General features: G+C 33.2%; 10 protein-coding genes and 1 tRNA gene. 3 read left to right on the forward strand and 8 right to left on the reverse strand.

Translation table 11 applies throughout. The features are described from left to right. Window positions 1–22 precede the first annotated feature (22 nt). The 7 genes from clpB to rpsD form a co-directional block, all read right to left on the reverse strand. Entirely contained in the window at window positions 23–2,584 is a 2,562-nt protein-coding gene (clpB, locus tag GOY13_RS02425) for an ATP-dependent chaperone ClpB (RefSeq protein WP_175814230.1), read from the reverse strand. A gap of 207 nt (window positions 2,585–2,791) precedes the next feature. After that, complete coding sequence (gene lipA, locus GOY13_RS02430) at window positions 2,792–3,664, reverse strand: lipoyl synthase (RefSeq protein ID WP_175814231.1); 873 nt, start codon at window positions 3,662–3,664, stop codon at window positions 2,792–2,794. After that, window positions 3,657–3,971: a 50S ribosomal protein L28 gene (gene rpmB, locus GOY13_RS02435; protein ID WP_175814232.1), complete on the reverse strand. Its 315-nt coding sequence runs from the start codon at window positions 3,969–3,971 to the stop codon at window positions 3,657–3,659. Before rpmB ends, lipA begins: the two co-directional genes overlap by 8 nt. 22 nt (window positions 3,972–3,993) lie before the next feature. Then, window positions 3,994–4,350: a DciA family protein gene (locus GOY13_RS02440; protein WP_175814233.1), complete on the reverse strand. Its 357-nt coding sequence runs from the start codon at window positions 4,348–4,350 to the stop codon at window positions 3,994–3,996. A gap of 539 nt (window positions 4,351–4,889) precedes the next feature. Then, window positions 4,890–5,084, reverse strand: coding sequence for a Fe-S cluster assembly protein IscX (gene iscX, locus GOY13_RS02445; RefSeq protein ID WP_175814234.1), 195 nt, complete (start codon window positions 5,082–5,084; stop codon window positions 4,890–4,892). A 28-nt stretch (window positions 5,085–5,112) separates the two neighbouring features. Next, window positions 5,113–5,199: transfer RNA gene (locus GOY13_RS02450), tRNA-Leu, on the reverse strand. 9 nt (window positions 5,200–5,208) lie between these two features. Next, entirely contained in the window at window positions 5,209–5,823 is a 615-nt protein-coding gene (rpsD, locus tag GOY13_RS02455) for a 30S ribosomal protein S4 (protein WP_175814235.1), read from the reverse strand. Between the two features lie 106 nt (window positions 5,824–5,929). On the opposite strand from rpsD, the gene tkt reads away from it, so the two are divergent. Continuing rightward, window positions 5,930–7,954 (forward strand): transketolase, encoded by a 2,025-nt coding sequence (gene tkt, locus GOY13_RS02460; RefSeq protein ID WP_175814236.1) that lies wholly within the window; start codon window positions 5,930–5,932, stop codon window positions 7,952–7,954. Between the two features lie 336 nt (window positions 7,955–8,290). Here the strand turns inward: tkt and prmC are convergent, their stop codons facing one another. Continuing rightward, window positions 8,291–9,124 carry a peptide chain release factor N(5)-glutamine methyltransferase gene (gene prmC / locus GOY13_RS02465; protein WP_175814237.1) on the reverse strand — a complete coding sequence of 278 codons (834 nt, stop codon included), beginning with the start codon at window positions 9,122–9,124 and terminating at the stop codon, window positions 8,291–8,293. A gap of 1,555 nt (window positions 9,125–10,679) precedes the next feature. Between prmC and GOY13_RS02470 the strand changes: the two genes are divergently transcribed. Both GOY13_RS02470 and secF read left to right on the forward strand, forming a co-directional pair. Then, window positions 10,680–12,671 carry a heme lyase CcmF/NrfE family subunit gene (locus GOY13_RS02470; RefSeq protein WP_175814238.1) on the forward strand — a complete coding sequence of 664 codons (1,992 nt, stop codon included), beginning with the start codon at window positions 10,680–10,682 and terminating at the stop codon, window positions 12,669–12,671. Window positions 12,672–13,857: 1,186 nt separating this feature from the next. Then, window positions 13,858–14,745, forward strand: coding sequence for a protein translocase subunit SecF (gene secF / locus GOY13_RS02475; protein WP_175814239.1), 888 nt, complete (start codon window positions 13,858–13,860; stop codon window positions 14,743–14,745). Window positions 14,746–15,187: the final 442 nt, after the last annotated feature.

Consider the following 15,187-nt stretch of genomic DNA (forward strand, 5'->3'; position numbering starts at 1 on the left):
TTTTCATACAACAAAAGTAACTTTAAACCCTTCTAACTAAGATTTCATTATTGATGGCATATACTACTAGTTTACTACCTTCTGCTACTTTTTCTGATAAAATTAACTTAGCTAAATTGTTTTGAATACATTCTTGTATTACTCTCTTTAGTGGTCTTGCTCCATATTCAGGATCATAGCCAGTTTTTGCTATTAATTCTTTAGCTTCCTGTGACAAACTTATACTTAGCTTAAGCTTAGCAAGTGACTTTTGTAAGTGAGAAAATTGAATATCTATTATTTTATAAATGTCATCCTTGGTTAAACTATGAAATATAATGATATCATCCAGCCTATTTAAAAATTCTGGACGAAATGCTAACTTAACTATTTTCATCACTTCACTTTTCATAGAGTCAGCGACTTCTTTTAGCATTATTTCAGCACCAAGATTAGAAGTTAAAATCAGTATAGTATTACGAAAATCAACCAACTTACCATGGCTATCAGTTAGCCTACCCTCATCCAAAATCTGTAATAATAGATTAAATATATCTTGATTTGCCTTCTCTATCTCATCAAATAAAATTACCTGATATGGCCTTCTTCTTACCGCTTCTGTCAACCTTCCACCTTGTTCATAGCCAACATACCCTGGAGGTGCACCAATCAATTTTGAAACAGAGTGTTTTTCCATATACTCAGACATATCAAAACGTAGAAGTGCCCCCTGAGCATCAAACAAGAACTCAGTAAGAACTTTTGCTAGCTCAGTTTTTCCAACTCCAGTTGGACCTAAAAATAAGAACGATCCAAAAGGACGATTAGTATCTTGTACTCCAGAACGAGATCTCCTAACTGCATTGCTTATTGCTTCTATAGCATCCTTCTGTCCTATCACTCTTTTCCCTATCTCATTTTCCATGTTAAGAAGTTTCTCCTTTTCGCTGTGCATCATGCTATCAACTGGAATACCTGTCCATTTTGAAACAATATTTGCAATATCATTCTCAGCAACTTCTTTCTTTAGGAAACTGTCAGTAATCTTCTCTTGATTTTTTAATTCATTTTCAAGCTGAGGAATCACACCATACATTAGCTCACCTGCTCTTCCTAAGTTCCCATTGCGCTGAGCTAGCTCTAGCTCTTTTCTAGCATTATCTAATTTACCAGCTGTTTCTTGTATTCTAGCTATCTTATTTTTCTCCACTTGCCATTTGTTATTTAAATTAGAAAATTTACTATCTAAGTCTCGAATTTCTTCATTTATCCTTTTCAAACGCTGCTTAGAATTTTCATCATGTTCCCTTTTGAGGGCTTCCGACTCTATTTTGAGTTGAATTATCTTCCTTTCAAGCTCGTCAATGACTTCAGGTTTACTATCCATTTCGATTCTCACTCTACTTGCTGCTTCGTCAATTAAGTCAATTGCTTTATCAGGCAAAAACCTATCTGTTATATATCTATTAGATAACGTTGCAGCAGCAACTATTGCACCATCTGTAATTCTTATACCATGATGCACTTCATACTTTTCTTTCAAACCTCTGAGTATTGAAATAGTATTAGCTTCAGTTGGCTGAGAAATAAACACAGGCTGAAAACGCCTAGCAAGTGCAGGATCTTTTTCTATATGTTCACGGTACTCATCCAATGTCGTGGCTCCTATGCATCGAATTTCTCCACGTGCAAGAGCAGGTTTCAAAAGATTGGAGGCATCCATTGCACCACTTGTTGCTCCTGCCCCAGCTAAAGTATGAAGCTCATCTATAAATAGAATAACCTTCTCTTCTATTTTTGAAAGTTCATTAATGACAGCTTTTAGCCTCTCTTCAAACTCGCCTCTAAACTTTGTTCCAGCAATCAATGCACCAAGATCTAAGGCTAGGACCTTTGCACCACGTAAACCAAGTGGTACATCATTTGTAACAATTCTATTTGCTAGTCCTTCAACTATTGCAGTTTTCCCAACGCCAGGCTCACCTATTAACACTGGATTATTCTTTGTTCGCCTAAGTGATACCTGTATAGTTCTTCTAATCTCATCATCACGACCAATCACAGGATCAAGCTTACCTTGCATAGCAAGCTCTGTAATATCCTTTGTATACTTCTTTACCATAGTCAATCTCCCACTTCTTGCTGGAGAGACTGTGTTATTACCTCTCGTTATTTCTGTAATAACTGAGTTTAACTTCTGTTGTGTAATACCATTCTCTGCTAAAATTTTACCTACAGTATCACCACTCTGTGCAGCTAGGCTTTGCAGTAATTGTTCAACAGTAACAAATGTATCTTTATTCCTTCTGGCAATATTCACTGAATCATCAAAGACTCTTGCCATTTCTCTTGAAAGTTGAAGACCACCACTTCCTGGACCTTCAACTACTGGAAATTTTTTTAGCGAACTATCTACAGCATAAGAAATATTTTTTACATTCCCACCACAAGCAACTATCAAATCATGGACTAAACTTGATTCATCTTCAAGCATTGCCTTTAGCAAATGTTCAGGCATAAAAACTTGATGTCCAGATCCCAATGCTTTCATCTGAGAACTCTGGATCAGGCCTTTTGCTTCTTCAGTAAATTTACTTAAATCCATAATATAATCTAATTCATACTAAGTATACATCATAGTAACTATTTTCTCAATTTTAAACTAAAAGCTGTTCATCTTAGATAAAAATTATCTAATACATTGAATCTATACTCATATGCAATAACATCATCAAATTCGTAAAAAAAAATATTCAAATTCAAGCATGGCACTATGCAACATAACTAAGAATCATAAGGAACGTCAAGTGTTTTATACCGAAAAACGATAAGCTTTAAGCTTACTAAAATCTTCTCCAGCATGATATGATGACCTAGTTAGTGGGCTTGATGCAACCATTAAGAATCCTTTAGAATAAGCAATATATTTATATTTTTCAAATTCTTCTGGAGTAATATACTTGTCAACTTTTGCATGTTTTGGGGTTGGCTGTAAGTATTGACCTATTGTTATGAAATCAACTTCAGCATTTCGTAAATCATCCATAACCTGAAGTACCTCTTCTTTTGTTTCTCCAAGACCAAGCATAAGTCCTGACTTTACAAAAAGTTTAGGATTAATCTGCCTTACCATTTTCAGCAAATATAATGAATGAAAATAACGAGCTCTTGGTCTTATCCTTGTATATAATCTTGGCACCGTTTCAATGTTGTGATTATAGACATCAGGTGATGCAGAAGCAACTGCTTCAAATGCACCTCTCTTATTTAAAAAATCAGGAGTCAAAACTTCTATTGTTGTTTCTGGAGCAATCTTTCTCACTTCTTCTATACATTTTACAAACTGATTTGCACCACCATCTGGTAAATCATCACGGTCAACAGATGTAATAACAACGTGTTTTAAGTTTAATTTTTTTACTACCCTCGCCAAATTTTCTGGTTCATGAGGATCTAATTTATCGGGCATACCAGTTGCAACGTTGCAAAATGCACAAGCACGAGTGCAAACAGAACCAAGAATCATCACAGTAGCACAACGTTTATTCCAGCATTCACCAATATTTGGACAAGCAGCCTCCTCGCAAACTGTACGCAAGTTATGCAGCTTGACGGTGTTTAGGGTTTCATTGAATATTTCACCAGTTGGAGCCTTTGTTCTGAGCCACGAAGGCTTACTACACATCTGAAACAGATAATTTTACCTCTTGCTTTGCTAAAACTTTTTTTAGCCTTCTCTTTATTTTCTGTGCTTTCTCACTTAGCTTTACTGTCTTAGTGCTGAGTAAAAAAGCATCAAGGTTACCTTTATAGTCTATAGTCCTTAAAGTCCTTGCTGCTATGCGAAACTTAAATTTTTCATTCAACATATCACTTACCAACGTAACACCATGTAAATTTAAGAGAAATGTGCGCTTTACTTTACGATTTGAATGTGATACCTTACTACCAAAAGTTTTTTTTCTATTCGTTAATTCACAAACTCTACTCATCCTGCATATCAATTTACTCTATTTACTTAGACTGCCCTAGCACGCTTAAATAGTCAACACTTTCTTGCTTAATTTTTATAGCATATACTGCTTTATAGCCAAAAAATATCGTGATTCTCTCTATTATCAGAGAAACCATATGCTGAATCTCTAGCGCCTTACTACCATTTGTTACTATCAGATGTAACACACCAGTATTTATGTTTTGTGCATACGAAACCTTTCTCGGCTTCGTACATTCTGATATTTCTGCTCCAACTATATCTTTCCAGTTTAAGATAAGACATATTTCATTTTTGCTCATCTTACTCTTCATACATTTTAATACATAACTTTCTACTATAGATTTTAATCTTCTTGGACCACTGTGTTTGAGCATCTTTTTAATTTAAAAAATTTCCATATTTACTACGTAGGTGACAGACACGTTTGTAGTCCTTAAACTACGTTAATAACAAAACTAATCAACTACAGTAAGTTTACTGAAATAATCTCACTGAACAACTAATACTTCACGTAAGATAGTGATAGTACAATTTATTTAAGATAAAATCACATATAGCAATTAACCTTCTCTTTATACAAGGATCCAACTCTACAATACGCTATTCAAATTACTTGATGAAATCAAAAAAATGTTACAAGTACCCAGCAGGTAAGTTAGTTATTAGTAACATTAGCAATGGATATCTTTAATACAAAAGCCACACAAACGTGTACCTACAGCATTTATTAGATACACTATAATCACTTTATAAAACTTTGTGCTAATTTATATTTTATAATTGATTAACTATCCAATTTTAATCGGAATTAGTTTCCCCATCTCATTGCTATGAGAGTATTTAAAATAGAACTTAAGAACCTTCTTACTCAAATAAAAGCAGTAGCCTAAACTGTTCAATAGAGAACATCTTTTCAAGATCTCTCCTCAATCCAAGCTGTTTGAATAGCTTCAAGTACTTTTTCATTGCAACCATTCCTATCATCGTCAAATTTTTCTAATCCTAAGATCTTCTTTTTAAGCTCAGTAAACCTGATGTTAATTATATCCTCATCTGGAAATTTTTCTTCTAAAGCTTCAGCAATGCTTTTTATACTAATCCATTTCATATCTCTTGCATCCTTTCATAAACTAAACTGGTGCCCATGGGGAGACTTGAACCCCCAAGGTCATAAGACCCACGGATTTTAAGTCCGTTGCGTCTACCAATTCCGCCACACGGGCTTTTCTATTTTACCTAGAATAGAATTCCACTACCAGATTAACTTCCATGTCTGTCGAGTAAGGAACTTCTGAATACTGAGGTACTCTTAAATATTTAACTGAATGTTCCTTACTATTCGTCTCCAAATAACTAGGAGCTTTGCGCTCTTGTTTTTCTATAGCCCCTATTACTACAGGAATTTTCACTGCTCTCTCTCTTATTTTTACTGTATCACCAGGTTTTACACGATAACTCGATATATTAACTACTCTATCATTGACTGTAACATGCCTATGAGATATCAGCTGCTTTGCTGAATAAATTGTTGGTACAAGACCAGAGTGATATAAAACAGCACTTAACCTTGACTCCAAGATACCAATAAAATTATCAGCTGTATAACCTTTTCTGTTATAAGCATCTAAAAATATGCACCTGAGTTGCTTACTTGAAATTGCATAGTAAAACTTAAATTTCTTATGTGCAGCAAACTGCTTACCAAAATCAGATAACCTTTTAAACCCAAGAACACCATGCTGGCCTGGAGGGTATTTTCTTTTATTAACTGGATCTTTTACCCTGCCCCACAAATTAACGCCAAGCCTACGGCTGACCCTATATTTTCTACTGATAATAGTTGTCATATCAAAACTCTTACAATTTAACTCTAGAGGATTTTAGCATTAAATGTCAACTTGTTTTTGCTGATGTAATACATTACACTTCACTTTTAAAGTTTCCTATCAACATATGAATCACATACCTTTAAAATCTATGGCAAATGCTATCCGCTTTTTGTCAGTTGATGCAGTAAAAAAAGCAAATTCTGGACACTTAGGTATGCCACTTGGTATGGCAGACATTGCAACAGTTCTGTTTGCTAAATATTTCAACCATAATCCTGACGATTATGAATGGTTCAATAGAGACCGTTTCATCTTATCAAACGGGCACGGTTCAATATTGCTATACTCTATATTATACCTGACTGGCTATATTAATATAGATGAATTAAAAAACTTTAGGCAATTTGCGTCTAAAACTCCAGGTCATCCAGAGTTTGGTCTAACTCCTGGTGTGGAGGCAACAACAGGTCCATTAGGGCAAGGATTAGCTATTTCAGTTGGCATGGCACTTGCTGAATTGCTTCTCGAAAAGCAGCTCGGAATCAATCATTACACTTATGTAGTCCTAGGAGATGGCTGCCTGATGGAGGGAATAAGCCACGAAGCAGCATCACTTGCTGGACACCTTAAACTAAATAAGTTGATAGCATTTTTTGATGACAATGACACAACAATAGACGGTGCTACCAGCCTCTCTTGCTCTGATGATGTAGAGAAGCGGTTTTTATCATATAGATGGAATGTTGAAAAAATTGATGGACATGATTTTGATTCCATATCACTTGCAATTGAGCGAGCACAAAAGTCTGATGAACCTACGCTAATCTGCTGCAAAACTATTATCGGGAAATTTTCAAAATATGCAGGTACGGCTTCTATTCATAGTGGTGCTCTTACAGAAGAAGATATAGAACAGATGAGAGAAAAATTGAATTGGAGATACGAACCGTTTTACGTACCAGAAGATATAAAAGATGCCTGGATGAAGACAGTTAAGAGAGCAAAACAAAATTACAATTCAGTGTCATTCCAGCATAGGACTGGCAAAAAAGAAGAACGGATTTCAGTACCCATCAACCTGACAACAGAAGCAGAATATAACATAGAACTTAAAAGACGGCTAGATAAACGTTTACCAGATAATATTGAAAATGATCTAATAAACTTAAAGAAGCAAATACATAAAATAATGCCAAGTGAATCTACACGATCCTCTTTTGGTAAGGTAATGGAACTTTTAACTGGATCCATGCCAGAATTAGTTGGCGGTTCTTCCGACCTTACAGGGTCAAACTATACTAAATACAAGCATATGAAGATAATAGATAGAGACCATTATAATGGTTCTTATCTCCACTATGGAGTGAGGGAGCACGCTATGGCAGCTTGTATGAATGGTATGGCTCTTCACGGTGGTATTATACCTTATGGTGGTACTTTTTTAGTATTTTCTGACTACTGCCGTCCCGCTATACGCCTTTCAGCTCTGATGAAACAGCAGGTTATATATGTAATGACTCACGATTCAATTGGAGTAGGAGAGGACGGACCTACTCATCAACCAATAGAACATCTATCTTCTCTTAGAGCCGTGCCAAATCTATATGTCTTTAGGCCAGCGGACGCAGTTGAAACTCTAGAATGCATTAGTATCGCATTGAAAAAAAAAGAGTCACCTGCATTGTTTGCGCTTTCAAGGCAAAACGTAAATTACATGCGCAAATTTCACTTTGATACTGATCAATCAAACAACCTATCAAACTTTGGTGCATATATTTTGTGTGAATACTTAAAAAAATTAGAAGTGACTATATTTGCTACTGGATCTGAAGTTGAAACTGCAGTTGAAGCAAGGAAAAAATTACAGGGGAAAGGCATAGACGCAAGAGTTGTTTCTATGCCATGCTGTAGGCTTTTTGATGAACAAAGTAGTGATTATAAAAAGGCAATATTAGATAATGACAGCATTAAAGTTGCAATTGAAGCTGGAAGTGAAATGGGCTGGCACAAATATATAGGTTCAAATGGTATATTTATTGGCATGAAAAGCTTTGGAGAATCAGCACCTTATAAAGTACTTTATAGATATTTCAATATTAATGCAGATTATGTAGTAAAGTGTGTCTGCAAGAGTATGGATTTCAAGTAAATTTCTTAATTCGCTTATATTAAGTATTATACATCTTACCGCTTCAGCACATAAAGCTGCATTTTATGGATATAATAACCTATAAATAATTATGATGCTAAAACTACTAACAAATTTTTTACCATGCCTCTTATAGTTCAGCTAAGAGCATCAAGGAAGCTTATTTTTAGATTAAATAGCAAAACTTAGCATATTTAGTCACATGTACACCATATGTTTCATACAATTTCTATTTTGAAGATATCAACAAAGGTTTAAATCCTCTCGTAAAGTATCAAGGCACAAAAAGACCAACATCTTGATTATGTGCCCTTTTCCAGTTATATAAGGGATTCATTACCTAATAATAATGCATCTTTTCATTCCCATGAAATCATACACGTACTCCTGAAAAGATAATCCATATGAAGGAATTATTTTATCAATATCACATTGATCTTCACCTATTTCCAATATCACAAATCCGTTTTTTCTAAGGCATTTTCTCAATACTGGAAAGATGCTTAAGTAACATCTTAAGCCATCAATACCACCATCAAGGGCAATTTTTGGTTCTTTTTGCACTTCAGCTTGTAGGGTTTTTAACTTGCTTCTTTTGATATACGGAGGATTACTTACTATAAGGTCAAATGAACCTTTGCATTTTGTCCATGAATTTGGAAGTATTTTAGCCCTACCAAATAAATTATGTTCCTTTACGTTTCGGTAGGCAACTTTATATGCTTTTAAACTCTTCTCAAAACCAACACCAATTGCATACTCATACTCACTAAGCAAAGATATCAACAAGCAACCTGTACCTGTACCAAAATCTGCAATCTTTAACCTTTGCTTTCTATTTGGGTAACACTTTAATGCTGTCAAAATTATTGTTTCACTATCCGGTCTTGGATCTAAAACATGACGATTAACTATAAAATTTTTACTCCAGAATTCACGCTTACCTATTATTTGTGATACTGGATGCCTTTCTGCTCTTTTTCTTATCAACTTCCAAAACAGGTGTTCCTTTTCGATTGGCACTTTATCAGCACGCTTTGTAATCAAAAATGATCTTTCTACATTAAGAACATGCTGCATAATAATCTCACAATCCAAACATGGTGATTCAATTTTATGTGATAATAATAGTTTCGACCCTTCTTGAATCAAGGTACTGATTGTTTTCATTGTTCTTAAGACTGTACTTTTTAATCATACTCAAACTACAATTTGGACATTCCAAAAAAACATCCCTCACATTATCCAAGTTGCTGATACTAAAATCTAATATCTGCATTAAGATTAATTCTACCAAAGACAACACTCCTACTTATTATTAAGTCACTCAACTCAGTAAGTATAGCTAACTTAGTAACACAAGGTGTATGTAAATACAAAACCTAAACTTAGTAACTGTGCTAAATTACACTATCAAATATTTACAACTTATTTACCTCACTTTGTTAACATGTATAACCCCCTCCTAGGTTCTGTTCAAGGATTCTCTATTCTCTTAGCTTGATATTTAATTTGCTCTGTCTTCTTAACAAGACTTAATAAAATTCTCATTAATCTACCTTGCTACATGTGTAGACTTCTTGTTTCTCGCTAATAATTTCCCTAATACACATTCAACAGTCTTTCGTAAAGAACTCTTTCTAAGAGAGATACATCAGGTAAGTTAGTAGTTAGTATAGTAATTATGATAAGTGTAGGTGGATAATCTTCAATGTAAAAATTTAAGGTTCTTGCGTGAGAGGAAAGTGATTTCTCAAGTTTCTTCTGTGCCTTCTTCCACTGTATCTCGGACTTACTTATTCAATCTACCAGTTATAAGGTTGTCATGCTTCTATAAGATTAATTATCTACAATACTTCTTCTCCGACACTAAGCATTGTGAAAACTCTTAACTCATGCTTGATAATACTACTAAGTAGTAGCTTTATTTTACCGCATTTTAGAGTATATTCCATTAAATAGACTGGTATATAGCTTAACAAGAAACTTAGGAACTTAAACAAGTCCTCATTTATTACACAGATAACCTAATGTTCCAACATATTTTAGCACTTCTATAATACAAAAATTCTCAATTTCTTCTATGTCAACTACGCATTATCAGTGAATTTCTTTAATCAATCCATTCCTTTTGATTTTTTCTTGAGTTTCTCATTTTTTGGTTCTGAGAAATTTTGGTTTATTCTCACTAAGACTTTACAAAAAGCCTTCCATGTACTTGTTTTTTCAACGTTAATGCCTCTTGAATCATTTTTCTCTTTAATTACTAGTCTTCATTCAGCACTAGATGCTTTAATTTTTGTAAAAGCATTACTGCAAGTACTTCAGTAGGATTGCAAAATGCATTACAACACATTTAGTTGATTATCAACATATCCCATTACAAAATAATTGACAAGCAGTCACAAATTACGTTTTAATAAATTTGCTTATTCTTATACTCTAAATGCTAGAATAGTATAGGGTTTTTAATCACCAGCTGCTTACGCTATTCTGTTATTTTATTATTTCTATAATAGAATGGCCTTCTAATTTTGATTATGTATATAATATCAATTCGATACCATCATACATAACAAAAGTGTAAAACTTAGCACTTAACTTTCACTTACTAGTTACTATAAGTTAGTATGTGGAAATATGTAAATACCATATTAGTTTTTCTGTATTAAAACTTTAACTCTCAGCTCATCATCAGTAATATTGCTATATAAATAACTACATCATGTCTGAATTCGGGAATATATCACTATTAGTAGCCTGCCTATTATCCTTAACATATCTATTTCTACCAATTAGTTCCTATAGATCTATCACCATTACTTTGTTTTTCTGTGTATCAACATCAATGGTTATTTTGATTTACTGCCATATTATAAATGACTTTTCTCTTGAAAACGTATACTATCACTCCCATACAACAAAGCCTTTAATTTACAAAATCTGTGGTGTTTGGGGAAATAAGGAAGGTTCTATGTTGCTTTGGACTTTAGTGCTTACCTTTTACCTGTTACTTATGGACATTTTCATCGATAACAGCAGTAAATTAAAGAAGATATCTTTAATCGTTCAAAGCTTGATTTGCTTCTGCTTTTTATTGTTTACTCTATTTGAATCTAATCCATTTATTAAAATGCTAAATATCAAAATAGACGGACTTGGGTTTAATCCGATACTGCAAGATATAGGTCTTGCAATTCACCCACCAATATTATACTTAGGGTATCTTGGGTTTAGTGTTCCTTTCTCGGTTTCTATAGCTGGATTAATTATAAATACTGAAGGAAGTGTTTGGGCTGTAATTATCAGGCCTTGGGTGCTTATTTCTTGGTCGTTACTCACTCTTGGCATTAGCCTTGGTAGTTGGTGGGCATACCGTGAACTCGGTTGGGGTGGATTTTGGTTCTGGGATCCAGTAGAAAATGTTTCCTTGATGCCTTGGTTGATTGGAATAGCACTGATACATCTGTTGTCCGTAGTACGAAATTTCAACGTCTTAAGGAATTTCGCTATTTCGCTAGCACTAACAACTTTTATACTAAGCATAGTAGGAACATTTCTAATTCGCTCAGGAATACTAACCTCAGTACATACGTTTGCAAATGATCCGAGGCATGGTCTCTATATACTATCCTTACTTGGCGTAATTGCAACCAGCAGTTTAGTAATATTTACAGTGTGTACAAGAAAAACTTATATATCTCCATTATCATCCAAATACTTGACGCTGAAATCCATAGAAAAAGGAAACATGAAACATGGTAGTCAAGCTAATCAAGCACTGAAGTATAGAAGACTTTTTTCACGCTTTACAATGATATTGATAAACAACTTATTGTTCATCACTGCATTTTTCACAGTATTTGTTGGCACCTTATACCCTGCAATACTTGAATATTTGACTGGTGAACTCATTTCAGTTGGGGCACCATACTACAACTTTTTATTTAACCCTATCATGCTGGCTGTTTTAGTGTTTACTATGATAGGTCAATACTGCAGTTGGAATGGAAACAGTCTATTACCAATGCTTCATGAATATAAATTCTCATTCTGTAGCGCTGCAGCTATTTTACCATTTATCTTCCATATGAAACCAATGATTGTACTATCAATTACCATTTCTACATCATTGCTAGTTTTTATTTTAGAAGCATATAGTAAAAAAATCAGCCTATTTAAGGTTAGGCTGAGCAAATCAATTTTACTAGCAAAAAAAATTCCTAGGGCCCATTATGCAATGATGATAGCTCATGCTGGAGTAGCAATTTTAGTACTTGGTATATCCTACTCAGTCGGTTGGCAAGAAAGAAAAGAAAACTACTTAAAAATAGGCGATAGTATAACAGTCAATAAATTCAGAATCACTTTACGAAATATTGAGCTAATAAAGGAGAAAAATTTCCAAGCAGTAAGAGGTACAATAGATATTAAGAATCTAATGAATAACAAAATGTTAGGTAAAGTAACTCCTGAATACAGGTTCTACCTTGTAGAAGGTAAAAAAAATGTTGAAAGCAGTATTTATCACAATTTATTTTATGATATTTACGTTATAATTGGTAAAATCAATAAGAACAAGATCGCTACTAAAGTATACTATAAACCTGGGATGTCTATAATCTGGCTTGGATCTCTCCTCATCGTTTTTGGCTCGCTTCTTGCTGCTACTTCTCTTGGTAAACAGGCAAATTGCCTAGCCTCAGCCCATGTCTAGCATGATTATGCTAAGAAAGTTTATATAAATTTAATCAAGAAAGTGAGGATAATAAGCATCCAAATGATCAGAACAAAAATCTCATATAGCCACAACTGTAGTATATAACTATCCTAGGATAGGAAGATGTAAAAATTAATATAATATGAAAAGTATTATGGTAAAATACAGTGATTCATATAGATATGAGCAGCTTTAATGATAGCAATAGTAAAAAAAGCATACTGATGCTATAAAAAATAGAGAAATATATCATAAAAATGAAATACTGAATGTTAATATAAAATATGTTCATGTTTAGATAGAACTTGAAAAATAAAACTGAAATACTAAACCTACAAGAGGGAGATAAAATTTAACATAACCTCTATCTCAATAAAAGTTATTAATTGATATTGAAAATCCACTTCTTGTACAGAAGCATAAAAAGAAAATTGCTTTTTAATGGTTCAACACAAGAAAAACATCTAAAAAATAAGGCCTGATCATCACAGGTTAGTTCTTAAATTAAGAGAATATGTTCTAGATAATGAAAGAAGTAATACAAGAAGTGACAAAAAAATAACAGAAGAGGATTAACCGAAGCAGAATTTACCAGTAACATTATTTGCCAAACACAAGATGCTAGCTGATAAATATGATAATAAAGGTAAAAGCGTATGTATGTTACACACCTTAAGCTACAGGAAAAAGATAAGATCTGGAGAATAATGGGATATATTCGAGAAAACTTAGTAAGGTTAAAACATCACAATAATAGACACAAAAATATAAAAATTGGCTAGTTTTCTTTAAGTTAACATACTAGATGTTATGTAAAGGAAACACTAATAGTTAGGATTCTAACATTTAATAATTTAGAAAGAAATTGTCATAAAGATAATGATTCTGGAAAAGAGAAAGGTCATCAAGGCTAATTAAGATGGTATTAAAATTAGTAGCTAAGATTCACAGATAAATCAGATATATTGGTAGACCTTTTACTAAAAAGGCAGTCTTAAAAAGAGAAAATCTTAATTATTTTTTTTATATTAAGTATTCCTTAACACTATTTCTTGAGCAATAAACCATATGACCAGGAACTGAACTGCTTGATTATAAAAAGGCAAGATTTAACACATTTTACTATAAAATAAGCTAGCAGGTCTTTTAAAAAGTATATAAAATTCAAATTTAAATAAAGAACGTGGCGATTAGATTCATTTCAAGCAACTTCAATATTAAATTTTATAAATACAGGAAACTTACTACGCTAGTTAGTAGCATTCTAACCATTTTTTCAATATTCACTGTCATATTACGTGGAGTGAATTTAGGTATAGATTTTACTGGAGGAATTTTAATGGAAATAAAGTCTTCAAATGAGGATCATGTCATTCTTAATATATTAAAAGAAAACAGCTTTACAGTACAGAGCTCAAAAGCAGGTAACAATTTAATCATGTATCTAAAAGATGAAGGAAGTGAAGATAAAATAAAAAAAATAAAAAACATACTAGAAAAAAAACTAGGTAGTTCAATAAGTTACCGTAAAGTAGACTATGTTGGTCCACAAATGGGCTCGTCACAGGTATTTGAAGGGATATTATCCATATTAATTGCGCTTATTGGAATATTCTGCTACGTTTGGTTTAGGTTTAATTGGCAATGTGGATTTGGTGGTGTAATAGCACTGATCCATGACACGATTTTAACTATTGGTTTTATTAGTTTAACTGGCATTGAGTTTAATACTTCATCAGTTGCAGCTCTTCTTACTGTAATTGGTTATTCGATCAATAATTCAGTAGTCATGTATGACAGAATTCGAGAATTTCAGAAAAACAGTAAAGAGAAAAATATAAGTGAGATAGTAGATGCAAGCATTAATGCTACACTATTCCGTACTGTTTTGACCTCAGCTACAACCTTAATTGCTGTTCTTCCTTTGACATTAATTTGTACAGGGACAGTCAGAGACTTTAGTTTAGTTACATTTTTTGGCATTTTCATTGGCACTTGCTCTGCAATATTTATCTCTGCTCCTATACTGACCTGTAGAACTTTAATAAAAAGGCTTACAGTGCAGTATTAGCTTATTATCACTCATAGTTAGTGAAATGAGCGACTACAATTCATCTCAAATAGTAAGTGAAGAAAATCGATTAATGCTTGCATATCATCAACTAAAAATTCCTTATTTTAGCTTAGGTATTTGAACTACTCTAATTTTTACTAGATCCTTTACAGTTTCACATATTTCAAATTTTGAATATTTTCATAAGGCTCAATCTAATATAAATGTATTTTTTTGTAATAGAAAAACTTTACTGCAATGCTGATAAGCAAAAGCATTGTACTTATATAACAACTACCTCTAGCTTAGCTATTAAAGCATCCATACTACATGATTCTGTGAATTTAGTGCCATTCATTACTTTAAACCTTTTCTTTAAAATTTGGAGGGTATTTTGAAAAATCTACTTTCGGTATACCATAACCGACAAGCACTACAGTAATAACCAAGCAAGATAAAT

It is taken from the genome of Wolbachia endosymbiont of Cruorifilaria tuberocauda (assembly GCF_013365475.1).
Taxonomy (GTDB): domain Bacteria; phylum Pseudomonadota; class Alphaproteobacteria; order Rickettsiales; family Anaplasmataceae; genus Wolbachia.